Annotated in this window: 19 protein-coding genes and 3 pseudogenes; 11 read left to right on the top strand and 11 right to left on the bottom strand. The window is 59.9% G+C overall.

Annotation, left to right across the window (positions count from 1 at the left end):
- Positions 1-26: 26 nt before the first annotated feature.
- The 4 genes and pseudogenes from ACMZ6R_RS06215 to ACMZ6R_RS06200 all read right to left on the bottom strand — a co-directional run bounded on the left by ACMZ6R_RS06215 (position 27) and on the right by ACMZ6R_RS06200 (position 5,139).
- Positions 27-2,342, bottom strand: coding sequence for a DUF3160 domain-containing protein (locus ACMZ6R_RS06215; protein ID WP_416110016.1), 2,316 nt, complete (start codon positions 2,340-2,342; stop codon positions 27-29).
- 709 nt (positions 2,343-3,051) lie between these two features.
- Positions 3,052-3,159, bottom strand: a pseudogene (locus ACMZ6R_RS06210) (hypothetical protein); the annotation flags it as partial.
- Between the two features lie 245 nt (positions 3,160-3,404).
- On the bottom strand, positions 3,405-3,614 hold the full coding sequence (locus tag ACMZ6R_RS06205) for a recombinase family protein (protein ID WP_416110015.1): 210 nt from the start codon (positions 3,612-3,614) through the stop codon (positions 3,405-3,407).
- A gap of 22 nt (positions 3,615-3,636) precedes the next feature.
- Complete coding sequence (locus ACMZ6R_RS06200) at positions 3,637-5,139, bottom strand: hypothetical protein (protein WP_416110014.1); 1,503 nt, start codon at positions 5,137-5,139, stop codon at positions 3,637-3,639.
- Between the two features lie 529 nt (positions 5,140-5,668).
- Between ACMZ6R_RS06200 and ACMZ6R_RS06195 the strand changes: the two genes are divergently transcribed.
- Positions 5,669-5,935: a hypothetical protein gene (locus tag ACMZ6R_RS06195; protein WP_416110013.1), complete on the top strand. Its 267-nt coding sequence runs from the start codon at positions 5,669-5,671 to the stop codon at positions 5,933-5,935.
- A 199-nt stretch (positions 5,936-6,134) separates the two neighbouring features.
- Positions 6,135-6,533 (top strand): hypothetical protein, encoded by a 399-nt coding sequence (locus tag ACMZ6R_RS06190; RefSeq protein WP_416110012.1) that lies wholly within the window; start codon positions 6,135-6,137, stop codon positions 6,531-6,533.
- Here the strand turns inward: ACMZ6R_RS06190 and ACMZ6R_RS06185 are convergent.
- The 3 genes and pseudogenes from ACMZ6R_RS06185 to ACMZ6R_RS06175 form a co-directional block, all read right to left on the bottom strand.
- Positions 6,484-7,044: an ATP-binding protein gene (locus ACMZ6R_RS06185; protein ID WP_416110011.1), complete on the bottom strand. Its 561-nt coding sequence runs from the start codon at positions 7,042-7,044 to the stop codon at positions 6,484-6,486. The genes ACMZ6R_RS06190 and ACMZ6R_RS06185 overlap by 50 nt on opposite strands.
- Positions 7,022-7,156 (bottom strand): annotated as a pseudogene (locus ACMZ6R_RS06180) (CoA-binding protein); the annotation flags it as partial. The pseudogene ACMZ6R_RS06180 and the gene ACMZ6R_RS06185, both read right to left, overlap by 23 nt.
- 302 nt (positions 7,157-7,458) lie before the next feature.
- Positions 7,459-7,689, bottom strand: a pseudogene (locus tag ACMZ6R_RS06175) (hypothetical protein); the annotation flags it as partial.
- 500 nt (positions 7,690-8,189) lie between these two features.
- On the opposite strand from ACMZ6R_RS06175, the gene ACMZ6R_RS06170 reads away from it, so the two are divergent.
- From ACMZ6R_RS06170 to ACMZ6R_RS06150, 5 genes are all read left to right on the top strand, one after another.
- Entirely contained in the window at positions 8,190-9,050 is an 861-nt protein-coding gene (locus tag ACMZ6R_RS06170; protein WP_416110010.1) for an NAD(P)-dependent oxidoreductase, read from the top strand.
- 103 nt (positions 9,051-9,153) lie between these two features.
- The gene (gene larA, locus ACMZ6R_RS06165) at positions 9,154-10,422 is read left to right on the top strand and encodes a nickel-dependent lactate racemase (protein ID WP_416110009.1); all 1,269 of its coding nucleotides are present in this window, start codon (positions 9,154-9,156) and stop codon (positions 10,420-10,422) included.
- 140 nt (positions 10,423-10,562) lie between these two features.
- Positions 10,563-12,113 carry a sigma 54-interacting transcriptional regulator gene (locus tag ACMZ6R_RS06160; RefSeq protein WP_416110008.1) on the top strand — a complete coding sequence of 517 codons (1,551 nt, stop codon included), beginning with the start codon at positions 10,563-10,565 and terminating at the stop codon, positions 12,111-12,113.
- 516 nt (positions 12,114-12,629) lie between these two features.
- Positions 12,630-12,914: a UxaA family hydrolase gene (locus ACMZ6R_RS06155; protein ID WP_416110007.1), complete on the top strand. Its 285-nt coding sequence runs from the start codon at positions 12,630-12,632 to the stop codon at positions 12,912-12,914.
- 2 nt (positions 12,915-12,916) lie between these two features.
- A complete protein-coding gene (locus ACMZ6R_RS06150; protein ID WP_416110006.1) occupies positions 12,917-14,077 on the top strand; it encodes a UxaA family hydrolase in 1,161 nt (386 codons plus the stop codon).
- Between the two features lie 364 nt (positions 14,078-14,441).
- Here the strand turns inward: ACMZ6R_RS06150 and ACMZ6R_RS06145 are convergent, their stop codons facing one another.
- From ACMZ6R_RS06145 to ACMZ6R_RS06135, 3 genes are all read right to left on the bottom strand, one after another.
- Complete coding sequence (locus ACMZ6R_RS06145; protein WP_416110005.1) at positions 14,442-14,888, bottom strand: tripartite tricarboxylate transporter TctB family protein; 447 nt, start codon at positions 14,886-14,888, stop codon at positions 14,442-14,444.
- On the bottom strand, positions 14,885-16,408 hold the full coding sequence (locus tag ACMZ6R_RS06140) for a tripartite tricarboxylate transporter permease (RefSeq protein WP_416110004.1): 1,524 nt from the start codon (positions 16,406-16,408) through the stop codon (positions 14,885-14,887). Before ACMZ6R_RS06140 ends, ACMZ6R_RS06145 begins: the two co-directional genes overlap by 4 nt.
- 62 nt (positions 16,409-16,470) lie before the next feature.
- Complete coding sequence (locus ACMZ6R_RS06135) at positions 16,471-17,439, bottom strand: tripartite tricarboxylate transporter substrate binding protein (protein ID WP_416110003.1); 969 nt, start codon at positions 17,437-17,439, stop codon at positions 16,471-16,473.
- Positions 17,440-18,300: 861 nt separating this feature from the next.
- Between ACMZ6R_RS06135 and ACMZ6R_RS06130 the strand changes: the two genes are divergently transcribed.
- The 4 genes from ACMZ6R_RS06130 to ACMZ6R_RS06115 all read left to right on the top strand — a co-directional run bounded on the left by ACMZ6R_RS06130 (position 18,301) and on the right by ACMZ6R_RS06115 (position 21,734).
- The gene (locus ACMZ6R_RS06130) at positions 18,301-18,657 is read left to right on the top strand and encodes an inositol monophosphatase family protein (RefSeq protein WP_416110002.1); all 357 of its coding nucleotides are present in this window, start codon (positions 18,301-18,303) and stop codon (positions 18,655-18,657) included.
- 282 nt (positions 18,658-18,939) lie between these two features.
- Complete coding sequence (locus ACMZ6R_RS06125; RefSeq protein ID WP_416110001.1) at positions 18,940-19,242, top strand: tetratricopeptide repeat protein; 303 nt, start codon at positions 18,940-18,942, stop codon at positions 19,240-19,242.
- Positions 19,243-19,342: 100 nt separating this feature from the next.
- Complete coding sequence (locus ACMZ6R_RS06120) at positions 19,343-20,347, top strand: transporter substrate-binding domain-containing protein (RefSeq protein WP_416110000.1); 1,005 nt, start codon at positions 19,343-19,345, stop codon at positions 20,345-20,347.
- Between the two features lie 43 nt (positions 20,348-20,390).
- A complete protein-coding gene (locus ACMZ6R_RS06115; protein WP_416109999.1) occupies positions 20,391-21,734 on the top strand; it encodes an SLC13 family permease in 1,344 nt (447 codons plus the stop codon).
- 32 nt (positions 21,735-21,766) lie between these two features.
- Here the strand turns inward: ACMZ6R_RS06115 and ACMZ6R_RS06110 are convergent, their stop codons facing one another.
- The gene (locus tag ACMZ6R_RS06110; protein ID WP_416109998.1) at positions 21,767-23,824 is read right to left on the bottom strand and encodes a sigma-54-dependent Fis family transcriptional regulator; all 2,058 of its coding nucleotides are present in this window, start codon (positions 23,822-23,824) and stop codon (positions 21,767-21,769) included.
- Positions 23,825-23,950 lie beyond the last annotated feature (126 nt).

The raw sequence follows: 23,950 nt of genomic DNA, 5'->3' as shown, positions 1-23,950 counted from the left end.
CCTCCCGGCCGCCGGAGGCGTCTTGCCTATTGTGTGTCCAAGTCCTTGTACCACGCGTTTTTTGCGGGCAGGCGCGGCGGTCTGGCGTAGGCATCGGCCCGCCAGGCCTCGTCGGTGAGGCGGCCTTCGCTTAAGGGACGGGCGAATTCGTACTGGTTGTAGGCCGTGCCCACGGTGAGCCGTGGGCTGTTTTCGTTGCCTACCAGCACGAGCATGACATAGGGCATGCCCGTGGCCTCGTAGAGCACCTGTCCGGTGACTGCGTCGGTGTGGATGTCGGCAGTCAGACCACTTCTGTACTGGTCCTCGGTGAGGATGACCATTTCAAAAGGCGCGCTCATGAAACCAAGTCCCTGGGTACGCAACTTTTCGTATTCTTCCTCGGAAAGGGGCTGGTTGGCCATCTCCTTGGCCGCGAGGGAGCCGTAGAAGGCCAGAAGATCGTTGAACTCGCTCAGGCGTCCATACTCCTCCAGTTCAGCGGGGAGCAGCTTGTAGTGGGCGAATCCGGCTTTGACCGTGCCGATAAGCTTTCCCATGGCCGCCCAGAAGTCCGGGGCCGGTTCCACGAAGCCCTTGGGCACCGGGGGTGGCGTGCCTTCCTCCCCGCCGTCGCCGCTCTCGGCATAGTTCTGCTTGGCGTACAGCACGGTGGCGTGCTTGAGTTCGGTGTAGGAGCCAAGGATGGTTTCGATGCGCTTGGCCGGGAAGGGCGGGCTTTGCATGTAGGCCGGCCAACCCGGGCCGTGGTTGGTCTTGAGGGTGGACAGGACGTGGAGCCAGGCCGCGGCCAGGCTGTCGGACCAACTCTTTTCCGGCAGGCTGGCCAGTCCCTTGGCCGTGGCGTCCAGCCGTCCCAGGAAGGCTGTTACCTCGTCCGGGGAAAAGTTCTGGCCCGGACCGGCCAGGAAGGCGGCGGTGAACTCCCGGGCCGTGGCGTTGCCCAGGGCCGCCGGCACGAACAGGGCCGAAGGCATGGAGGGCAGGCGGACGTCGGTTTGTTCCTGGCCGGCGGTCAGGCGGGACAGTATCCAGGCGTCCGGGGAAAAACGCTGGCCAAACAGGCGGAAGTTTTTGAGTTGGGCGAGCGTGGCCTCCTTGGTGGTCTTGGGGATGGAGGGATCGACCAGGATGTCGGACAGGATGCGCGGCGTGGGCAACTCGTCGAGACGGCCGGCGAGCTTTCCCAGCATCTTCGGGTTCACGGCGTCGGCCAGGGAGAGCTTCTTTTGGCCCAGCGCCTTGAGGACAAACGCGCGCAGGGCCTCGTAATCGGTGTCATCGGGCAGACCGGCGAAAAAGCCGGTGACGTCCATCAGGCGTTTCCAGGAGGCGGACAGCGGTTTGCCGTCCTTGCCCGGCTCGTCCAGAAGCTCCGTGACGATCAGGGCGTCGGACAGGCCGGCGGGCGTTCCAAGCGGCCAGCCCATGCGGCCCAGGAACATCATGGCTCGGAAGTAGCCGCGAAGTCGCGAGTTCTTGGCGTAATGCCCCCGGGGCTTGTACTGGGTGTAGTCGGCCTTGAGCCTGCCTTCGGGGTCATAGCTGCGAAACAGCGGCGACGGCGCCATGCCCTCGGCCTCGTAGATGCGCCGCAGTTCGGTCTGAAGCGCGGCCACGGTTGGGGGCGAGAACGGCTTGGACAGGACGGCCAGACGCTTTAGGGCGGCAGCAGGGGTGTCGATATTGTCGGGCACTTCATCATCCCCGTACACGGGCATTTCGCCGGCCTTTGGGGGCGTTTTCGCCTTGACGTTTTCCAGCAGCACCAGGGGCACGGTGAGCTGGGCGGCCACGGTTTCCAGGTGGTTGGCCAAGGCGCCGGAAGCGGTTTTTCTGTGGGCCAGGGCCCGGTCCCGCAAAGCGGCCACGAACCGGGTCAGCAGCGGGGCCAGCTCGGTTTTTTCCAGATACTCCAAGGCATTTTCAAAATATTTGCCCATGGCGTGGAGCACCACGTCCGGGCCCACGAACTTGGTGTTTTCCGGTTTGCGGTTCAGGGGCGAACCGTCGCCGCCGAGGCGGTCGAACAGGCCGAGCATTTCGTCATAGTCATAGCCGTTGAGGCTGAATGGGGCGGCATCGTGGTCATTTTGGCCGAAGATGGTGTCGCGTTTGGGCACCAGGAGAAATTTATTGGCATTGAGGAAGCGTTTTTGGTCCGGGGTCAGGTTGATTTTGAGAAAGGAAAGCACGGCCTGGGCGTTTTGTGCGTTTTCCAGGGAGGGAAGCGTCTCCTGTATGGCCGGTTTGGCCGGGTTCTCCTGGGCGGCGGCCAATCCGGCCAGGGGAACGAGAAACAGGGCAAGCGCCAACAGTGGCAATGGACGTAAGCGTGACATGATGCCTCCGGTCTCGCAATCGTGCGCGGTACGGTTTTTCAAACATCCGGAAAACTGAGCTGGTCCACATAGGGCAAGGAAAGATGCTCTGGCGCGACCATCCATCCCTCAAGCACAAGTCGCGCCAGTTGCGCCACATGCGAAAAGCGACACTGTTTTGATTGTGACCAGCGCAGCGTCAGCTGGACGTATTTGGCGCCTGGATAAGCCCTTTTCTCCTGAAATCGGGACGGTGCCTGCACAGCGCACGGCTCGCCCCGTCTGGGTGGCTGTTCGGTTGTGGGGCACGCTGTCACCGGAAAATGGGCTTATGGCAGAATTATGGGCAGGACAGCCCAGCCCCGGCGGCGCGGTGGCTCACTGCTCCAGGCGTAGCGCCACTGCGGCCCCCGGCACAGTCTATACAATACCCCGGCACCATACGCCAAGCATACGCCATAGAAGAGAATCCAGAGCCAAGCCAGGGCGTTGGTGAAAACACGATTGCATGAAGGAGGAAGAGATGAAACGGATGTACCTTGATGGATGTATGGTCATGATGTTTCGCGTCTTACCTGGTGGCCTGTATATTATTATCCCAAGCATGGCTGAAGCAAGAAGCTTCGCAGCTATTATATACGAGCACAAAGGCTACCGAGGGCAGCAGCAATGCCTGTAAGAAGGAAGCTATAATGTAAACGATCTTGAGATAGGCAATGGCATGATAAGATCAATAAAAGTTAGATATGGTAATGTCGTCTACTTGTTTGAGCACAAAATTACAGAGGAAGAAAATGCAAAGTTGCACATAAGTATTCATATCTCGGAGACAGATGGGACGATATTTCGTCGTCTATCATCGTTGAATAGGTAAGAGTGATATTGCAACACCCCGGGACAACCCTGGTGTGAAATATTTATTGTCATTATCATTATCCTCCAGAGTCTAACGAGAGATGGCATCGCCACGAAAAGGAGGAGATATGCACATTTGGTCATGCTGTGTAATTCAAGAGGCAAAGCCTGCGATGGACGCCAAGCAGGACTTTATGTGCGCTTTGCCCTTGCATAGAAGCCTAACTTTTAGAAGCCTAACTTTTTTTCTGCTTTTTCTTTTGGTGTTGGCTGGCGCGCATACTCGAGCAGCGCGGTCAGACCAGGCCGCTCGAACTTCCGCCCGCTGCTAACGTCCTCGAAAATCCGCAATGTGCCGGCCTCTTGGAGGCGACGGCGCTGCCCTTCCAGGTCCTGCTCGCCGGTCGACACCCGTGCGTAGCCCAGGATCGCGTTCATGTTTGTCTCCAAAAGGGACGTTTTAGCGTGAAAGGCCGACGTAAACGTCGGCGTCGAGGACGTATTCCATGGTCATCACGATGGAGTTTCCCGTCTGAAACAGGAATCCCGGCGCTTGGGACTTGCCATTGGCGACGGCGGCCTCGTAGCCTTCGTTGGGCAAAAAGAGGGTTCGCGTGTAATAGGGGCGCGGATCGGAACCGGAGTATTCCTTCATGACCAAGGCCCATGCTTCCTGCGCGTCCGGAGCGGCTTCGCAGTATTTGTAAGAACGCTCGTCATTCATCCCTGGGCCGCTTTGGGACTGCAGGGCCCAGGGGTGCCAGCCTTTGTCCCGCAGGCCGTCTATAACCTTCTCCCTGGCCTCATTCTCTGCATAGGCGCGCATGAAGATGCGCCCCGGCCTGACCTTGTCCTCGTGATAGCCGGTGAACATATCATAATCGTCATTGTTCGGATGGATGGAGGCCAACCAGACGCTCCCGCTAAAACGCGCCTTGAGGGTCAGCGCGTGTTCCCGGTTGTTCGGATCATCCTCGTCGCCAGCAGTCTCAAGCCCGGCCAGGGTCCGGATGTCGGCCATGGTCTTGGCCGCCAGGAGGTCGGTAAACGGAACGCCTCCGCTTTCGTTTCTGGCCAAAAGCGGCGTAAACCGGCCAGCGACCCGCACGGCGCCGTCGCCGTAGTCTTCCAGGGTCTGCAATTTTTGGGGCGCCTCGGCGGAAGGGGCGAGGCGTAGGACGCAAACGCTCATCTCGTTTTCCCGCGTGGTCCACCAGTGGCCGGTCCAGGCCGCATCCTTGCCAGGATTTATTTGCATCCATTCGGCCAGGACTTCCGGGCACCGCTTTTTTGCGTGGACATTGTTCCAGATCGGCCCGGCTTCCTGCGTGAATTCCATGCCCGGTTCCGGGGCGGGAGCGGTTTTGAGGCCGCATACGCTCATCTCACTTTCCCTGGTGGTCCTCCATTGACCATTCCAGGCGGCGCTTTGCCCCGGATTTTCGCGCAGCCACTCCTGCACGATTTCCGGACATCGCTTTTTCGCGTGATCATTGTTCCAGATGGGACCGGCTTGCGCGTCCAGTGTCGCGCCAAAGGCGTCGCCAGGCGTATCGGCACGCGTAACGCCAGAGGCGTTTTGTTCAGCCCGCCCCTCCAGGATCAAGAGGGGAGTGGCGCTTGCTTCGTCAAAGGCGACGCGCAGGTTCAAATGAGACCGCCCGGCCAGGGGCGTTACATCGATGAACTCGAAGCGCGCCACGCCCATATCCATGCTGAGGTTGGTCAGCGAGGACCCGCCGTCAAAACCGATGAAGCCGGAACCGCCCGGTTCGACGTACATGCCGCGGCGATAGATCGCCCCGCCGCCAGCTTTTTTTTTCGCCGTGATCGTTACGGCCTGGGTCTCAAAGTTGGTGTCATTTGCAAAGGAAACCAGCAGTTCTTCCTTGGCCGCCTGCGACGAAGCGGCGTACAGGGTCAGAACGCCAATAACGGAAAACAAAGCACTACGAAGTTTCATGTCGTCCACTCATCCGTGGCTTTTGGGAGGGTAGGTTTTGGCGCAATACGTCCCCAAAGCATAAGTTGCGCCAAACCGGGGAAACGCCTGGGTCCAGGGGCGCCTCAAGCCGTAAAGCGAGGTCCTGTCGGAGCGCGTCGCCTCGCATGCACAGGTTCATTTCGCCCAAACGCCGCCGGACGCCTGTCGCGTGGCATGGTCTGTGGGACGCGTCGTCCATCCTGTTGGCAGGTTGCATGGCGCAGAGCGGCCAGAAAACAGGCTTGTGGCAGAATTGTGGGCAGCTAGGTCGCGGCCGGTTTGTCCAGGCTGCGGAATGTCTGGTCTGCGCGGTCGTTCCCCGGTGCGGCATGGTCTATGCTATGGTCCAGCCGTCATTACGCCATGCGTATGCAATCCGGCATTGGCCAAGGGAGCGCCGTTTTAGAAAAGGACCGTCCTTCGAAGGAGAATATGATGAATCGTCAGGATCGCTTTCCAACGCTGGGCGCAAGAGCCGTAGCGGCTTCAGGGAAAAGGCTGGTGCTCCATGCCGCAATGGAGTTCTCGCTACTTATCTTGCTGGCGCTTGTCGCCGCAAACCATGCTGGTCAATGTAACAAACGTCGATAATCTCGTCCTGTTCCGCTCCAAGAAGCCCGGTGATGAAGATGTCTATCTGCCTGGCGCTGGCGAGGATGATGACGCCACGCAGTGGGAAGGGGCCCTGCCCGAAAGAGGCGACTATAAAATCATCGTCTGCGCCATACATGGGATCGATACAAGCTATACATTGGATGTCCAGATCACAAAGTAGGTAGTTGAATGAATATTGGCCATGGCAAATCGGCAGCCTTGTCATGGCCCATTGCATTTGAAGATACAAAACAGCTCAACAACCTGTAAAAAAACATATTCAACATCAATTAATGGCGTCTCAATAGTCATTTTTGTTCGAATGGAGAATCAATGATGATTTCTCACATACTCGACGCGCCAATATAAGGAGTAATGTTATGCTTCAATCCTGTCTTTTGGCTTTCGTTCTCACTTTCGTATTTGTCTGCGTCCCGCAGTCTTCCTTTGCCGCCCTTCATGTTATTAAGGAGTTCAGCGCGCAAACGCCCGATGATTGGAAATTCTACCGGGATGACAGCGTCATCAGTTTTACTGCGCCCGATGATTCCGCCGACATTTCGATTTTTCTGGAACAGCCTGAAAAGCCGAATTTGCAGGAAATCACCAGAGTATGGGCGGGGCAAAATCCGGTAAAAACGCTGGCGGACACTAGTTTCATTTGGGAGGACAGCGCGGGAAGCCGCTACTGGATGCTCGGCGTCAATTACTCTTGTGCACTGACGACAACTATTTTTGTGCATCGACCTCGGCCTCAGCCATGTGATCTTCGGGTTTGAGGTCAAGGCCGCGTCCGTCGTCATGGACGCGGGACGTTGCGACTGAATTCCGCTTTTGAGCCTCCTGGTTCCGGTAGCTCTGGCCGGTCAGTTCCAAGATGACGCAATGGTGGACCATCCGGTCGATAGCCGCGTCCGTCGTCATGGAATCCTTGAAGATTTTGTCCCATTGAGAGAAGACGAGGTTGCTGCTGATCAGCACGCTGCCACGCTCGTAACGTTCCGCCAAAAAGGTGAAGAGCACCTCCATCTCCTCCCGGTCCTGCTGGACGTAGCCGATGTCGTCGATGATCACCGCCTCGAAACGGTCCAGCTTTCTGAGGGCCTTTTCCAGGTTCAAATCCCGTTTGGCGATGAGCAGCTTCTGCACCAAGCGGTAGGCCGGGATGAACAGCACCGAGTGATCGCGTCGGACAAGCTCATGCCCAAGAGCGCACAGCGAATGTGTTTTTCCCCGCCAACCTGTCCAAACAAATGGGACCACCTCACAATGTCCCCTTAAATTCCGCATCCAGCATGTTATGCACCACCGTATGGCCGACTTTTCCCGGCTTATCGGACGCGCCGATGACGGCTACGGTTTTGGGCGCAAAAAGCGCGTGGATATTCTCCTGATAAGTCATGAAGTAATCCTTTTCTTTTCCTACGAGGTCTTCGAGCGATTGCACGATGGCTGGTGAACTGTTCATTACTTTCCGTCTCCCTCTGTACCGGTTCCGGAGAAACCGTCGAAGACCGGCATGGAGGCCAGGTATTCCAGTTCCTTATAGCGCTTCTTGTAGGCCGCCTCCATGGTGGTGCGGTAGCGCAGGGACATATCGGGGTGCATCTTTTCCAGGGCCGCATAGCGGACTTCGCCGCCGAGGAAGCCCTGGAAGTCGCCGGCCGGGGCCTTGGAGTCGATGGTCAGCGGGTTCTTGCCTGCGGCCGCAAGTGAACCGTGTACCGCGCCGGCCGCGCCGGCCTCGGACTGCATTTCCCGGATGGTCACGGTCTGGCCGAAGATGTTTTTGAGTCCCTTGGCCGCCCATTCATCCGCGATCTCGCCCATGGTGGACGAAGGCGTGATAGGATAAATGGCCGCCGTGTCGCTTAACGCGTACGCGACGTGCGTGGTGGCGGTATTGCCGTCCATGCTCTTTTTATTCTTGGCCATACGAAGGCCTCCTTCAAGCTGACAGTCGATTACGCAAGACACACAACATTCCATCGGCCTAGCAAGTATCATTCTAATAAGAATATTTAATAAATATAATATATTACTAGAAAATATTCCTACAAAAAGCCGAAAACCTGGCAATCCGTCCGGCAGGCGAGCGTATTTTGGAGCGTAGCGGGTCCGGAGGCGTTTGGTCTCGGAAAGGGCTTGGCCCACCAGCTGGCTCACAGGAAGGATGTGCCGTGGCCGTTCCGGGCTGCCTGCAATTCGGCATGCTGCCGGTATTTGGGCGGCTCTCTAGCGCGGCAAACTGCCTCTCTTTTTAAAATATCCTATTATATTAATACATTAAAAATACATTTTCACTTTGCACGCTTCTTGATGGGCCTTCACCTAGTTGGAAAGACACCTCGCGCAACGGTGCCGTTCTGTTGCCTTTGGGTAAAGCGTACGAGCCTCTCGTGGATGGGAGCAAAACCGCGTCAAGGAGAAGTCCCATGCGGATCGGATGTATTGGCGTCGGTCTCACGGGTGGGGCACTGGCCCGGAATCTGATCCGGGCCGGCAAGCAGGTGCTGGTCTATGACCGCAGCCCAAAAGCCGTGAACCAGACCCTGGCCGCCGGGACCACTGCCCGTGGCGCGACCTGTCTGGCCGATTTTGCCGATAGGAACGTGGTGTTCACCCGTCTGCCGCTTCCCCGGGAGGTCAAAAACGTCCTGCTCGGCCCGGACGGGCTGCTGGCACGGCTCAAACCCGGCGCCATCGTCATAGACCTGAGCACCATCGATCCGCAGACCGCCATCACCCTGGAGGCCGCCGCCAAAGCCGGGGGATGCCGGTTTCTCCAATGCTCCCTGGACAACACCCCGGCCCAAGCGGAAAAAGCCGAAGAGCCCCTGTTTGTCGGCGGCGACAAAGCCGCCTTCGACGAACTGGCCGTATTGTGGCCGATCATCGGCTCGTCCGCCTCCTATATGGGTACGGTGGAAGCCGCCTGTGCCATGCGGCTCATCAGCACGCTGGTGGGCATGACCAATCTGGCCGCGCTGGCCGAAGGCATCCGCATCGGGGAAAAAGCCGGCATCGGACGCAAGACGCTCATTAGGCTGTTGCAAGGCACCGGGGCCCGGAGTTTTCAGATGGACGAACGCGGCCCCTGGATCGCCGATGATGATTTCGCCAACCGTTTCGGGCTGGATCAGGCCCTCAAGGAAGTCCGGCTGGGCTGCGAGATGGCCGAGGCCTGGGGCATGAAGATCCCGACCATGATGGCAGCCCTTAGCGTGTTCAAACAGGCCAACGCCGCCGGTTTGGGCACCGAGGACTGCAACGCGGTGTACAAGATCACGAAATAAGGTCCATCGGCACAACGGAATCAGGACCCAGCCGTGCCGCGGCTACCCCTCCGCCACGCAATAGGGGCCCTCCTGGCTCGTTTTCACCAAAAGGCGAACGGATATGGATATTGACGTAAAATACGACCGCGGGCATCGCACCATCCATTTCCCGAACGAAATACAGGTGGATATTCTCCATCCAAGCGCTCTCGCTCCATTGAGCGACCCTAGGGCCGTTCTGGAAGTGGCCCTGGAGGCGCCTTTAGAAGCCGATCCCTTTGCGGCGAGACCCCAACCCGCCTCCGTGGCCATCGCCGTACCCGACGAAACCCGGCCGACTCCGCTCCGGCTGCTGTTGCCGCCGCTTCTGGCCCGGCTTTTTGCCGTCTGGCCGACCCTTTCCCCCAAGGATGTTGTCATCATCATGGGCGGTGGCCTGCATCCACCGGCCAGTCAGGACGACCTGACCCGCCTGCTGCCTCCGGACGTCGTCGGTACCTGCCGGGTCATGGCCCACGATGCCCGCCATTCGCCCATGATGTTTTGCGGCACCACCAGCCGCGGCACCCCGGTGGAGGTCAACGCCCTCTACGCCTCCGCAGCGCTCAAAATTGTGGTTGGCCAGATCGACCCCCATCAATTCGTAGGATTCACCGGCGGAGCCAAGGGCGCCATCATTGGATGCGGCTCGGTGCGCAGCGTCCAGGCCAACCATTCCCTGATGTTCGAGCACGGGGCCCAGGTGGGCCTGCTGGCGGACAATCCGGTGCGACAGGACCTCAACGAGGCCGGGAACCTCGTCGGCGTGGACTTCGCCGTCAACGTTGTGCTCAATCCGGCCAAGCGTATTCTTGGTCTGTGGGCCGGCCGGCCCGAAGCCGTGCTCCGGGCCGGCGCGCCGCTGTGCGACCGCCTCTACGGGGTCCAGCTGTCCGGGGAGCCCTATGATATCGTCGTGGCGTCCTGCGGCGGCTGTCCCAAGGATATCTGCCTGTATCAGGCCCAAAAGGGACTCAACCTGGCCTCGCAGTGCGCCCGGGAAGGCGGAAAAATCCTGCTCCTGGCTGCCTGCCCCCAGGGCATCGGCGACGAGGTCTATGAAGCATACGTGCGCCGCTTCCCCGATCCCCAGTCTCAACTGAAAGAATTTAAGGCCAACGGCTTTCGCATGGGCGCGCACAAGGCGTTCTTATTTAGCCGGACCCTGACCCATTTTACGGTCCGCGTTGTCTCGCTCATGGACCAGGCCAGCCTGGCCAGTTGCCATCTGGAAAAGGGCGGCCTGCAGGAGACCCTGGACGCTTGGTTGGCCGAGGCCGGCCCCAAGGCGCGCGTGGCGGTGGTGCCAAGCGCCAACACGACCTATTTTCCCAAAGCCGCCGCTCGGTAAGCGCAGGTTCGCCGGAGGTTTTACAGGAAACACGTTTTCCCCTAATATACTTAAAATTCATTGCGGTTACGCCCGCTTTCGACTGCGTCCGGGCAGTCCCCTTCCGGGCCGTCAACCTTTACCCCGAAGGGAGTGTTGCCATGGCGCCCTCCAAATGCACCCCCAACCTCGACTTGCGCAGCAGCACCGTGCTGCAGCAAGTCATTCGCCGTCTCAATGACGCCCTGTTGGCGTCAGTCAACCGCAAAGGCTATTTTAAGGCCTTAAGCCACCAGCTGCGGCGGCTTTTTCCCTATGACCGCCTGGCGATCAACCTCTATGATTCCGACATCGAAGTCCTCACCTACTTCACGTCGGCCGAAGGGGTCGTTGTCGAGACCCAATCCATCGTCCGCCATGCCGGCCCCAAAACCGTGGCCGGCCTGGTCATCACCTCGCGCGAGCCCATTGTCATCCGCGATCTGACCAGCCATTTTCCCAACGAATCCGACAATCCCCTGGCCGAAGCAGGGTTAAACGTCTCCATCGCCTTTCCGCTCATCATCCGGGACAAGGTGATCGGCACCCTCCATTGCTCCTTCCGCCAGGAACCGCCCAAGCTCATGGAGATCGTCGATTTCATCGCCTCCTTGAGCCCCTTCGTTTCCTCGGGAGTGGACAACATCCTGGGTCATGAACGTATAGCCGTCCTGGAATCCGGCCCCCTGGGCGGCACCCCGGCCCCACCTCCAGACATGGTCGAGGGGCCGGTCTTCGAAAGCGATGCCATGAAGGCCATCATGCGCCAAATCCGCCGGGTGGCTCCCCTGGAAGTCCCCATCCTGATCCAGGGCGAGACCGGCACAGGTAAAACCATGATCGCCCGCTATATCCACGACCGCAGTCGCCGGGCCAAACACAACTTCGTCAAGGTCAACTGCCCGGCTCTGGTCACCACCCTATTTGAAAGCGAACTGTTCGGCCACGGCAAGGGCGCCTTTACGGGCGCCACCAGCCAACGCGTGGGCCGCATCGAGATGGCCAACAAGGGCACGCTTTTCCTCGACGAGATCGGGGAACTGCACATGGACCTGCAAAGCAAATTGTTGCAGGTGCTTGAGGAAAACAGTTTTGAGCGGGTGGGCGAATCCTTTTCCATCAAGGCCGACATCCGCCTCATCGCGGCCACCAACATCGACATCCACAAGTCCCTCAAGGAAGGGCGCCTGCGCACGGACCTCTACTACCGGCTGGCCACCATGATCATCACCATTCCCCCGTTGCGGGAACGCCGGGAGGACATTCCGGTGCTGACAAAACGGATTTCCGGCATCCTGTCCTCCCAAATGCGGGTGCCCGATATCTCCTTTTCCATGAGCATCATGTCCCTGCTCCAGGAATACAGCTGGCCCGGCAACATCAGGGAACTGCGCAACATCATAAGCCGTCTGCTCATCGCCAACGTACAGCATCCCCTGACCCTGCAGGATGTCCGCAGCATGCTCATTGCTGCCGCCGAGAAGCAGGGGCAGGAGTCAGGCGCCTTTCTGACCCTGCGCCAGATGGAAAAACAGTACATCGAAGAGGCGCTGGCCCTGGCCAAGGGACGCATTTCCGGCCCGGACAGCGCGGCCGGCCTGCTCGGCATTCCCCGCACCACCCTGCAATACCGCATGCGCAAGCTTGGCATCCAAACCAACCGCGACGCCTAACGCCCTGCTCTGCAACCGGCGGCACCTCCTGCCTGAGGTTCTTCGCTCGAAATGACGTGAAAGAAGGGAAAGAGGCCTCCTCCCCTCCTGGCCGGCACCGCCTGTTTCCAGGCATGGCGCGCCTCGCCACTATCTGACCGATATTGGGCTTAGGGCCGAATATCCAGCTGCCAAGCTGGCATTCCTCCGATATTTTTTCAATGAAAATAAAATAATTTCTGCATGTTAGGTAACAAGTCCGAGGCAGGCACAGCCTTTGCTTATTCCTGGGATAGGAGCCACCGGCCACCCAGAACGACACGAACAAGGGACGTCTGGCCTGCTTGGAGCATTGTTGACCGCGGGTCGTGCACGGCTACGACCAACACCGCGCCGGCTTCTCCAAGGCAACGGCAGCCAAACGTGCCCGTGTTGTCGGTTTGTTCCTTGATGATGCAACGGGTGCATCGTCATATGATTGGTGAGGTTGTGAGGCCGGCACGCCGTGGTTGGGAACATTGATGTCAGGAGGAATACATGTCCATTGACTTTATTGTCCATGAACCTGGCGACATGGTTGGTGTCGTTGTGGTCGAGGGCGTCAAGGCCGGTCAGGATTTGACCGGTTGGGTGATGGACGGGGATCAGACCCTGCAGGTCAAAGTCAAGGATGCCATCCCCATCGGCCACAAGCTGGCCCTCAAAGATCTGGCCGTTGGCGACACGGTCATCAAGTACGGTGTGGACATCGGTAAGGTCGTTGCCCCGATAAAAAATGGCGAGCATCTCCACGTGCACAATGTCAAGACGAAAAGGTGGTAACGATGAAGACCAAATTTATGGGGTATCGGCGTGAAAATGGTCGGGTCGGCGTGCGCAACCACGTCGTCATCTTGCCCCTCGACGACTTGAGTAACGCCGCCAGCGAAGCCGTGGCCAACAATATCAAGGGTACCCTGGCCCTGCCCCACCCCTACGGCCGTCTCCAGTTCGGGGCCGATCTGGACCTGCACTTCAAGACATTGATCGGGACGGGCTGCAATCCCAACGTGGCCGCCGTGGTGGTCATCGGCATTGAGCCGAAATGGACCACCCGGGTCGTGGAAGGCATCGCCAAGACCGGGAAGCCCGTGGCCGGGTTCTCCATCGAGCAGCACGGCGACCTGGAAACCATTCGCGCCGCTTCCTGGAAGGCCAAGGAGTTCGTTCACTTCGCCACCGAGTTGCAACGCACCGAATGCGACGTCAAGGAACTCTGGGTTTCCACCAAGTGCGGCGAGTCCGACACCACCTCCGGCTTGGCCACCAACCCCACCGTGGGCAATGCCTATGACAAGCTCTACGCCAACGGCAACACCCTGCTGTTCGGCGAAACCACCGAACTGACCGGTGGCGAGCATCTGGTGGCCGCGCGCTGCCGCACGCCGGAGATCCGCGAGCAGTTCATGGCCATGTTCGACCGCTACGCCGCCGTGGTCGAGGCGCACAAAGTCGATGACCTGTGCGACTCCCAGCCCACCAAGGGCAACATTGAAGGCGGTCTGACCACCATCGAAGAAAAGGCCCTGGGCAACATCCAGAAGATCGGCAAGAAGTGCGTGGTGGACGGTGTCCTCGACAAGGCCGATGCCCCCACCGGTCCCGGGCTGTGGTTCATGGACTCCTCCTCGGCCGCGGCCGAGATGGTGACCCTGGCGGCGGCAGCCGGCTTTGTGGTCCATTTCTTCCCCACGGGCCAGGGCAATATCATCGGCAACCCCATTCTGCCGGTGATCAAGCTGAGCTCCAATCCCCGGACCGTGCGCACCATGAACGAACATATCGACGTGGATGTGTCCGGCGTCCTGCGGCGTGAACTCAATATGGACCAGTCCGGCGACTTGCTGCTGGATATGATGGTGCGGACCGCCAATGGCCGCAACACCGCCGCCGAAGCCTTGGGCCATCGCGAGTTCGTGTTCACCCGTTTGTACGAAAGCGCCTAATAAAGCAGTTAGTTAAAATGTCCTGTCCGCCCCGCGGACAGGACCAGCCCTCCTTGGGCCGGCGAACACATCGCCGGCCCTTTTTTAACGGAAAAGAGGCCTCCGGCGGCGGGGGGGAATCATTCCTCCCCCCCAAAAAAAGGGGGAAGAACGACGCGTTGCCGCTCCCCCTTTGAGGAGGGGCCGGGAGGGGACCATCCCCTCCCGGACGCCGGAGGCATCCCTTCTCCTTGTCTATTGGGAACAGACTCGAAAGCGTGTTTCTTGTTGTGCGGTAGATTGTTGCATCACCCGGAGCCGGTCTGGGCAGAGTCAGGCCGGTTCCGGGTGGCAGGGCGGAAGGAGGATTTCGGCGTGTATGGAGTTAGATAAAAAGCCCTTTCGGCGTAGGCACAGACAGCAGCAGCTTGAAGACCAGATAGACCAGCACGCACAATCCTACGGAAAACAGGGCGGCGATTTTGGCGTGTTTCCAGTCCCAATGCCCGCCAAGCACCATGGCCACGAGGAAGAGAAACAGCAGCGAGGCGACATAGAACCCGAGTAGAGGCACGCAGATCACGTAGACGATGGAACACGCCAAAATCAGCCAGACACGTCCCCAGACCGGCATTTCCTCGCAGGATGTTCCGCCAAGGCTTTTGCGCAGGGAGTTGAGCAGCAGCCCCAGGCCGCCAAGCCCCAGAAACAGTTCCAGGATCGTGGGAAAAATCCGGGAAATGCCGGTGAGATCGCGGCCGGCGCTCCAAAACAGCAGGGCTATGGCCAAAAAGCCCAGCCCCGACAGGAAATCAGCATACTTGCGTGTCATGACAGCGACTCCGTGCAGTTCGTGGCGGCGTGCCGTTTGCTGCGCATTTCCAACAGGAAGGGCGTGGCAATGGACAGCAGGGTCAACAGGATAAGCAGCAGTGAAATCGGACTCGAAAAAAAGACCTGAAAGATCGAGCCCTCGGATTTGGCGAGATTGACGCATTTGCCCAAATTCTCTTCCACCATGGGCCCCAGAATGATGCCAAGGGCCATGGCTCCGGTATCCAGCCCCACCAGACCACCGAAAAAAGCAATGATACCGAAGAGAACCACCACCCAGACATCAAGCATGCTGTTGCTGATGGCGTAGGAACCGATAACCGATAGCGTGACGATGGCCACTGCCACCAGGGTCAGGCGGATGTTGAGGATCTTGGCCATCACCTTGGCCAGCAGGTAGCCGACCGGAATCATCAGGATATTCACGACGATTTGCGACAGAATAAAGGTATAGGCCAGTTCGCCGGTTGCCGTGAAGATTTTAAACCCTGGCTGGATGCCATGGGCCAGCAAGCCGCCCAGGATGACGGCGGCCACGGCGCTGCCCGGAATGCCCAGGGTCAGCATGGGGATCAGCGAGCCGCCAATGACCGCGTTATTGGCGCTTTCGCTGGCGGTCACGCCCTCGATGACACCGGTGCCGTAGCGGGAGGGATCCTTATCCCAGCGTTTACTTTCGTTATACGCGATAATGGAGGCGATCTCGCCTCCTGCACCGGGGAGCATGCCAACAATCGTACCGATACAGGAGGAGCGCAGCAAAATGACCTTGCAGTCGGTCATCAGTTTGCGCAGCACCCGGGCAAACGCCCCCCTTGAAGGCGTGTACTCGGCAATAAACTGGCGGTTGCTGCCCAACAGCACCAGGACCTGGGAAAAGGAAAACAGCCCGATCATGGCCGGGATGATCTCCACGCCCTGGGCCAGGGGATAGTAGCCGAACGTGAATCGCGGCACACCGGAGTTGGGATCAATGCCGATGGTCGAGACGAGCAGGCCCAGGCCGCCGGAAAGCAGCCCCTTGAGCATGTTGTCCCGGGACATGATGGCAATGGTGGAAAGGCCGAAAATACACAGCCAGAAAATCTCGGGCCCGCCGAATTTGAGGGCGAATCTGGCCAGCGGCCCGGACATGAACAGCAGGAAGATGGTGCCCACCACGCCGCCGAAGGCCGAGGCCAGAAGCGAGGTCTGGAGGGCTTCGTCCGCCCGGCCCTCCCGGCACATGGGGAAGCCGTCGAAGGTGGTGGCCACCGAGGACGGCGTACCCGGCGTGCGGATGAGGCAGGCCGAGTTGGAGCCACCGTAAATGGAGCCGGCATAAATGGCTCCGAGCATAATCAACCCGGAAATAGGGTCCATGGCAAAGGTGACCGGCACCATGAGGGCAACGCCCATAGTCGCGGTCAGGCCTGGCAGGGCGCCGATGATAATACCGCCGGTAAGCCCGCCGAGCATCAGAACGATATTGAGCGGATCCATGAGATGCGCGACTGCGAGAGGGAAAAAATCCAGCATGAGGCGTCTCCTGAAACCTGCCTGTCGGAACGAAGCCGTCCGGCAGGCAGCCGGGGGGATGGTTATTTTTTCAAAAGACCGAACTGCACAAGAAGCGCTTTGTCGATGTCCAACTGTTTGCGGACATAGGCCTGGAACTGCTCACCGGGGAGATACTCTATGGGTTGTCCGGCCTTACGCATCTCAGCCTGATATTGGGGATTCAGGGCAATCTTCCGAAAAGCCTCGCGCAAGAAAGCAAGTTTGGCCGGGTCGAGCCCCTTGGGAGCAACGAAGCCACGGCGGATGTCCGAAACGATGTCATAGCCACAGGAGCGAAGAGTAGGCACGTTCGGCAGAAAATCCGTAGGGTTATCTGCTGCAACCGCCAGCACACGCATCATCTCCAGACTGCGCATCACGTCGTTGACGTTGCCGAAAATCACGTCGACTTCGCCGCCGAGCAAGGCCGCGTTTTGGTCGGCGGCGCCCTTGTACATCACCTCGCAAGCCTTCAAACCGTATTTGGCCTTGAATTCAAGATACATCAGGTGATGCCCGGACATGGGGCCGACCAGACCGATCTTGAGCTTGTTGGGATGGGCCGTGGCGTAGTCGAAGACTTCCTTGACGGTCTTGAAGGGACTGTCCTTGCGCACCGCCACGACCTGGGGGTCATTGACCACTTGGCAGATATAGTCGAAATCGTCGATGGAATATTGAGCACCCTGAGCCAGAGGCTGCAACACCATATGGGGCACATTGACGCCGCCGATGGTATAGCCGTCCGGTTCGGAGTGAGCGATTTCACCGAAGCCGATGGCGCCGCCCGCGCCGGCCTTGTAGACAAAGACCCAGGGTTCGGTATCGAGTTTGTTCCAGTACTTTTGCATGATGCGCGCCTGCACGTCACTGGAACCGCCGGCCGTGAAAGCAATGATCATGCTGATGGGTTGATCGGGATAGGAGGCTGCAAAGGCCGCCGGGGCAGGCAGCAGGAGAGGGATGAAGGCCACAAGCGTCGCAAGCGACTGTCCGAAGCGTCTAAACATGGCACACTCCTTTGCGTTTGTTGGCATAGCATCGACCATTGATCACCCGGTCCGGGAGACAATGGCGTCGAAGCCAGGCAAAACGTGATGCGCACGGTAACTGCCATCACGTGACGAGCAAGAGATTGGCCCTGTCCCCAACAGCAGGGACAGCAAAGAGAACGCGGTCGGGCAAGGGCGGCCCGCCCCGGGAGCTGTTTTACGGTAAATGTCGTGGCGCGATGGCGCGGAAAGGGGCATTCCGTGGGGAACAACACAACTGGCTGAAAAAAGACCCGTCTCATTGCCACCTTCCCGCTTGTGTCTCACGAGGGGATGCGCCTGCTTGTTCTTTTTGGCGCACAGTTTTTTTGAGCCGGCCTCTGGCCGGCATGCCTTCAATTCGTTCTTCCTGGCCGCTTCAACTCCTTCGATTCGTTAAAATACAGTCTCTTTCGAGCAAGTACCATGCCACGAGACTGACACCATAATGTACTCATTTTTTTAAATAAATTTGTATACCCCTCATTCCGATTTATCTGATTTGCCCAATATCAGGCGTCATCTTGAAAAAATGGGCGTCCGGGTCAGCCCCGCAAGCAAAACACCCGCGCAATACGAAAGCCCCCTTTTTCGCACCGCGCGCCCCAACGACAAGATCCACCTGCCATAGCTGATCAAGACCGACCGAATGACCGGAAGGACCGCCAGAAGGACTTGCTTGGCATTTTTTTTGCTTAAGGCGCGCCGATAGATCTGCCGGCGACAACAACGCGTCGGAACGCGTCCCGAAAACATAACGTCACCGCCGACCTCTCTCCCGCACCAGGCCCCTCTTGGTTCATACCGGCTAGGCCGTAACGCTCCCGAGGTGTTCCCCGTATGTTAGATGCCATTGACCGTCACGGTGCTCCCGCCCTTCTCCCGGACCTTGATCTGGACTTCGCCCAGGCGGTGGCCCGGGAAGTCATCCGAGCCGGATGTGCCATCCTCACCAGAGGCCGCCGCCGACTCTCCCGGCTCTCCACCACCGTCAAAAGTCCTGGGGACATCACCTCGGAAATCGATGCCCAGTCCGAGCAGGCCATTTTCACGCGCCTGCGCCAGGCCTTTCCGGATCATGGTTTTCTGGGCGAGGAAACGGGACCACCTCAGTGCGATAGGCGGCTTAATGATTGGAATTCTAGTGGCCTTATTTATGATGCCGTGCATTTATGCTCTTTCGACCAAGCATCATAAGAAAACATATAATAACTATCGATGATCGATAAATTGGCCGCCGAATGAGGCAGTTGTATTATATGGATGTGTCGGCTTTAATCTTCTAAACGGCAGGAGAGATTATGATTTTCGCAGGAAAGCGATCTTCCAAGCGGTGTCGATCGTAATTATCTTTTTTCCCATGGCGCTAACGGTTAATGCCATCCGTCCGGACGGCCTCACTATCCTCCATGCGCAAACAAGCTCAGTTGTGCTGCCCACCGCATCCGGAGAAATTGCACTCAAAGATGCTCTTGAGAGATGCGCAAGTACAAGGAAGCGGAGCATTATCTGGAAAGCGCTGCGATGGGCATGGACTACGGCCGCGCCTCCTACAATCTGGGTCAGGTGCTGCTGGTGCTTAGGGAGCCAACGCGGGCGGAGCGGGCGTTTTCGCGGGCTTTGGAGCTTACCCCCGGGGACCGGCAGGCCTTCGCCGCCCTGGCCGGGCTTTACCTGCGCACGGGGCGGACGGACAAGGCCAGGGAGCTGGCCGAGCGCCTCCTGCGCCTTGCCCCGGACCATCAGGGCGCCCGACAACTGTTGCGTCGTCTGGGGAATTAAGGCCGTAGCGTTGTTGCTTTTGAGAGGAACAAGGACGCGACATATTGACTTCGCCGCCCGACAGAAGGATAACTACACATATTTCCTTGAAGGGGACGGAATGCGGCGCATATTGCAGTTTCTTTGTCTGTTGTGGCTTTTGACCGGCACGGCCATGGCCGGTGAAACCCTGGACTCGGTCAAATCCTCCAGGATGGTGCGTTGCGGCGTAAGCACCGGCATCCCCGGTTTTTCCGAGAGGGACGCGAAGGGCCATTGGAGCGGCGTGGATGCGGATTTTTGCCGCGCCGTGGCCGCCGCGGTCGGAGAAGCCACGCGCGTCTCCTACCAGGCCTTGCCGACGCTGGCCCGGTTCCCCGCCCTGATGAGCGGGGAAGTCGACATCCTGGCCCGCAACACCACCTGGGCCCTGGGGCGCGCGGTGCGGCTCGGCATCGTGTTCACGGGCCCGCTCGTCTATAGCTCACAGGGCGTTTTGGTCAGGGCGGAAAGCGGCATTGCGGACATCGCCGCTCTCGACCACACGAAAATCTGCGTGGTCAAGGATTCGACCCAGGACGCGTCCCTGCTTTACTGGGCCATGCGCATGAAACTGCATATCGACAAGGCCGGCTTCGACAGCGACGAGCAGGCGCGCGAGGCCTTTTTGCGGGGCGAGTGCCAGGGCTATGCCAGCGATGCCGCGTTGCTGGCCTCCATGCGCCTGGGCGCCCCCGGGGGGAAGGATGCCTATGGCATCATCGAGGACGACTCCACCATGGCCCCGCTTTCCCCGGCCGTGCGCCTGGGGGACGACGCCTGGCGGCAGCTCGTGGAAACCGTCTGGGCGGCCCTGCTTCTGGCCGAGGAATTCGGCCTCGGGCAAGCGGATTTCACGCCCGGCGCGCCCATGTCCCCGGCCAAGGAAGTCTTTCTGCGCAAGTCCGACACCCTGGCCAAGCCGCTCGGCATTGAGCCCGGCTGGGCCGCACGCGTCGTGGCCGCGGTCGGCAACTACGGCGAGATGTTCGCGCGCAATCTGGGATCCGGCAGCCCCCTGCGTCTGGAGCGAGGGCCCAACCGCCTCTGGTCCCAGGGCGGCCTGATGATTCCGCCCGATTTCTAATCGCCACTCACCCCCGCAAACGCCAAACGCCGGAAACCCCGCCATGCTGGATGCGCAAACCCTTGTCATCACCGTCGTGTTCGGGCTGGTCATCGTCTGCATCGCACTCGGCGTCGCGGACATGACGCTTCTCGCGCTCCTTGGCCTGTGCGTGCTGACCGTCGGCGGCCAGCTCACCCACACCGACGTCTTTAACGCCGCCAAGGCCTCATCCGGCTCCCTGGCGCTTTTATTCGGCGGCATGGTGGTGGCCCGGGTGCTTGCGCCGACCGGCGTCTTCGAGAACCTGGGCACGCGCTTTCTCATCCTGACAGGGGGCAGCGGACGTCGCTTCCTCCTGCTTTTGACCGCGCTGACCTCCGTGGTCTGCGCCATTTTGCCCAACGCCACGGCGGTCATCCTCATCGCCCCCATCGTCATACAGGTTTGCGAGGAACTGGACGCGGATTTTGCCGGGCCGCTCATTCTCACGGCCATCATCAGCAATGCGGCCGGCCTCCTCACCCTGGTCGGCGATCCGGCGACCTTTCTGGTCGGGCAGGCGGCCGGCCTGTCCTTTTTGCGCTATCTCCAAAAAATCAGCGCTGGCGGCTTGCTGAGCATCCTTATCGTGATTCCGCTGATGCCGTGGCTGTTCGGGGCGCTCTGGAAGACGCGCCGGGACCTTTCCCCCGAGCTGCGCCCCAAGCCCATCGCCCGTCCGGGATTCTGCCTCCTGACCCTTGGCGCCCTGGCGATCATGGTCTTCCTGTTTCTCGTCGGCGAGTTCCTGCCCGTGACCATCATTCCGCCAAGCGCGGCCATCATCGGCGCGAGCCTGGCGCTTTTGGCGCTGCACATCTCCCGCTACGAACCCACGGAAGCCGTCTTTCGGGACATCGACTGGCGCACGCTGCTTTTTATTTTTTGCATGATGTGCTTTGTCGAGGAGATTACCAAAACCGGCCTCATGAGTGGCCTGTCCCGGGCCCTGTACGCCGCTTGGGGCGACCATATCCTGGAAGCGGCCCTGGTGCTGCTCGTGTCCATCGGGCTGCTTTCCGGGTTTCTGGCCAATATCCCTGTCGTTGCCGCGGCGATCCTTTTGGCCAAAGGCTATCTGGTCATGGCCAAGGTGGTTCCCGAACTGGCCCTGGGGTTCGGCTATGCCGATTGGCCACCGGCGTCACTGCCCATCTTCGCGGGGATGATGTTCGGCGGCACGCTCGGCGGCAACGTCACCCTCATCGGCTCCTCGGCCACACTCGTGGCCGTCGGCATCAGCGCCAGCTACGGCAAGCCCGTGCCGTTCGTCTCGTTCATGCGCTATGGCATTCCCATCGCCGGCTGCCAACTTGCGGTCTCGGCTCTGTATGTTTGGCTGCTGTCGTTGTTCGTCGCGCCTTGAAAAACGGCTCCTGGCGAGCCTCGCCGCACCCGTTACAGCGCGCCGCGAATGGCCTCCAGGTCCAGGCCGCAGCGCTTGATGCGCGCGTAAAGCGTCACCCGCGACACCCCCAGCTCCTTGGCCGCGGCCCGCACGTTCCCCCTGGCCGCGCGAAGCGCATCGACCAGGCCCTGCATGCCCGTGTCGCCCTCAAGGCCGGATTCCGGGACTTTCCCGGCCGGCGGGCATGACGCGCCCCGGACGCATTCCGGCGGCAGGTCCGCCAGCTCGATGCGGGCCCCCTCGGCCACCACCGTCATGCGCTCCACCAGGTTTTCCAATTCCCGCACATTGCCGGGCCAGGAGTAGGACAGGAGCCATTCCATGACCTCGGGGGCGAATTCGGTCACCTGCCTGTGCAGGCTCTTGGCGGTTTTTTGCAGGAAAAAGCGGGCCAGGGCGGCGATGTCTTCCTGGCGGCGACGCAGGGGCGGGACGGTGATGACCAGGATGTTGAGGCGGTAATAGAGATCCTGGCGGAAGGTGCCGTTATGCACGGCGGCGGTCAGGTCGCGATGGGTGGCCGCCACGACCCGTACATCCACCCTTGTCGGGCGTTTTCCGCCGACCCGGGTCACTTCGCCCTCCTGGAGCACGCGCAAGAGGCTCACCTGGGCGGACAGCGGCATGTCGCCGATCTCGTCGAGAAAGAGGGTGCCCCCGTCGGCCAGTTCGAACCTGCCCGGCGCGCCCTGCCGGTTGGCTCCCGTAAAGGCCCCGGCCTCGTAGCCGAACAGTTCGCTTTGCACGAGGTCGCGCGGGATGGCCCCGCAGTTGACCACGACAAAAGGCTGGTCGCGCCGGGAGCCGCCGTTGTGGATGGCCTGGGCGAAAAGCTCCTTGCCCACGCCTGATTCGCCGAGGATCAGGGTGGTCATGGAATTGCCGCTGGCCACCCGGGCCAGACGCAGGGCCTGTCCCATGGCCGGGGCGTCGCCTTTGATGTCCGAAAAATCGTAGACCGCCTTGCCGCCGGTGATGCGCCCGGCCAGTTTGTGCATGCGCCGGCTTTCACGCAGGGTCACGCACAGGCCGCCTTCGGGCGTGGGCGAGGTGGAGAACAGGCAATGCTGCGACGTGCCGTCGGCCAGGCGCAGGGAACATTCGCCGTCCTTGACGCTTTTGCCGAGGACCAGCATGGGGTCGCCCCCGGTGACCGTGGCGATGGCGGACATGTCCCGGCCCGAGACATCCTCCCGGATGTGGAACAGGCGCTTGGCATAGCGGTTTATCAGGCGGATCGCCCCGTTGGCGTCGACCATCACCACGGCCTCGCCCAAAAGTTCCATCAGGGTCTGGACCTCCTGGAGCAGGCGGCGCAGGCGCATCTGTTCGGTGATGGCCCGGGCCGCCGCGATGACCAGGCCGAAGGTGTGCTGGTGGAACTTGTCGCGTTCCAGGGTCAGGGACAGGCTGCCGACCAAATTGCCCTTGTTGTCGAAGATGGGCGCCGCGGCGCAGGACCAGCCGTCGAAATGGGAATTGTAATGCTCACAGCCGAGCACGCACACAGGGGCCTTTTCTTCCAGGCAAAGGCCCATGGCGGTGGTGCCGTCCACGGTTTCCCGGCTGATGAGGCCGCGCAGGGGACAGGTCGTGCCACGGCCGAAGCCTTCCCCGGCGCCGATGGTATGCAGATACACGCCGTCGGCGTCCGTCAGGATGATACAGCTTTTCGACGGCAGGATGTTTTCCAGGAGTTCGTCCATGATGCGCGCGGCAATGGTGACGAAAAACTCATTTTTTTTGATAATAGTATGGAATTCAACATGGTTGAGGAGAACCATCGGCACACCGACCGACGGGACGCAGGCCGCGCGCGACCGCTGCCAGGAGCGCATGATGCTCGGGCGGATGGAGGGGGAGTGGGTGAGCTCGCCACGGTGAAACCGGGCGCGGGTGTTGCTTATTTTGTCCCAAAACAGGGAATTGAGCCCGTTGAGGATGGAAAACGGGCCGCTGTAGTAATTGCTGATCGTCGGCTCTTCATATTCGGATAATATACGTTCATCAATATAGCGGGATGACCCCAAGGACGCCAAGGCTTGCATCGGTCACCTCCTCCCATGCGTCAAACAAGAAACGCGTCTCTTTGCCGCTGCAACGCTCCCCCGGCTTTTTTCAAGGCAGCGCGTTTGATTACCCGGCATGGAATACAATTCTAGTATACGCGTCTT

This window comes from Solidesulfovibrio sp. C21 (assembly GCF_047785625.1).
GTDB lineage: Bacteria > Desulfobacterota > Desulfovibrionia > Desulfovibrionales > Desulfovibrionaceae > Solidesulfovibrio.
This window is presented reverse-complemented; position numbering and strand designations above follow the sequence as displayed.

Excerpts from the sequence above, each read along its gene's own strand:
- ACMZ6R_RS06170 (WP_416110010.1), top strand. The coding sequence starts at position 8,190 with ATGCGGATCGGATGTATTGGCGTCGGTCTCACGGGTGGGGCACTGGCC.
- larA (WP_416110009.1), top strand. The coding sequence starts at position 9,154 with ATGGATATTGACGTAAAATACGACCGCGGGCATCGCACCATCCATTTC.
- ACMZ6R_RS06115 (WP_416109999.1), top strand. The coding sequence starts at position 20,391 with ATGCTGGATGCGCAAACCCTTGTCATCACCGTCGTGTTCGGGCTGGTC.
- ACMZ6R_RS06185 (WP_416110011.1), bottom strand. The coding sequence starts at position 7,044 with ATGCGGAATTTAAGGGGACATTGTGAGGTGGTCCCATTTGTTTGGACA.
- ACMZ6R_RS06130 (WP_416110002.1), top strand. The coding sequence starts at position 18,301 with ATGTTAGATGCCATTGACCGTCACGGTGCTCCCGCCCTTCTCCCGGAC.
- ACMZ6R_RS06145 (WP_416110005.1), bottom strand. The coding sequence starts at position 14,888 with ATGACACGCAAGTATGCTGATTTCCTGTCGGGGCTGGGCTTTTTGGCC.
- ACMZ6R_RS06140 (WP_416110004.1), bottom strand. The coding sequence starts at position 16,408 with ATGCTGGATTTTTTCCCTCTCGCAGTCGCGCATCTCATGGATCCGCTC.
- ACMZ6R_RS06160 (WP_416110008.1), top strand. The coding sequence starts at position 10,563 with ATGGCGCCCTCCAAATGCACCCCCAACCTCGACTTGCGCAGCAGCACC.
- ACMZ6R_RS06125 (WP_416110001.1), top strand. The coding sequence starts at position 18,940 with ATGCGCAAGTACAAGGAAGCGGAGCATTATCTGGAAAGCGCTGCGATG.
- ACMZ6R_RS06135 (WP_416110003.1), bottom strand. The coding sequence starts at position 17,439 with ATGTTTAGACGCTTCGGACAGTCGCTTGCGACGCTTGTGGCCTTCATC.
- ACMZ6R_RS06110 (WP_416109998.1), bottom strand. The coding sequence starts at position 23,824 with ATGCAAGCCTTGGCGTCCTTGGGGTCATCCCGCTATATTGATGAACGT.
- ACMZ6R_RS06195 (WP_416110013.1), top strand. The coding sequence starts at position 5,669 with ATGCCGCAATGGAGTTCTCGCTACTTATCTTGCTGGCGCTTGTCGCCG.
- ACMZ6R_RS06120 (WP_416110000.1), top strand. The coding sequence starts at position 19,343 with ATGCGGCGCATATTGCAGTTTCTTTGTCTGTTGTGGCTTTTGACCGGC.
- ACMZ6R_RS06215 (WP_416110016.1), bottom strand. The coding sequence starts at position 2,342 with ATGTCACGCTTACGTCCATTGCCACTGTTGGCGCTTGCCCTGTTTCTC.
- ACMZ6R_RS06205 (WP_416110015.1), bottom strand. The coding sequence starts at position 3,614 with ATGAACGCGATCCTGGGCTACGCACGGGTGTCGACCGGCGAGCAGGAC.
- ACMZ6R_RS06190 (WP_416110012.1), top strand. The coding sequence starts at position 6,135 with ATGCTTCAATCCTGTCTTTTGGCTTTCGTTCTCACTTTCGTATTTGTC.
- ACMZ6R_RS06150 (WP_416110006.1), top strand. The coding sequence starts at position 12,917 with ATGAAGACCAAATTTATGGGGTATCGGCGTGAAAATGGTCGGGTCGGC.
- ACMZ6R_RS06155 (WP_416110007.1), top strand. The coding sequence starts at position 12,630 with ATGTCCATTGACTTTATTGTCCATGAACCTGGCGACATGGTTGGTGTC.
- ACMZ6R_RS06200 (WP_416110014.1), bottom strand. The coding sequence starts at position 5,139 with ATGAAACTTCGTAGTGCTTTGTTTTCCGTTATTGGCGTTCTGACCCTG.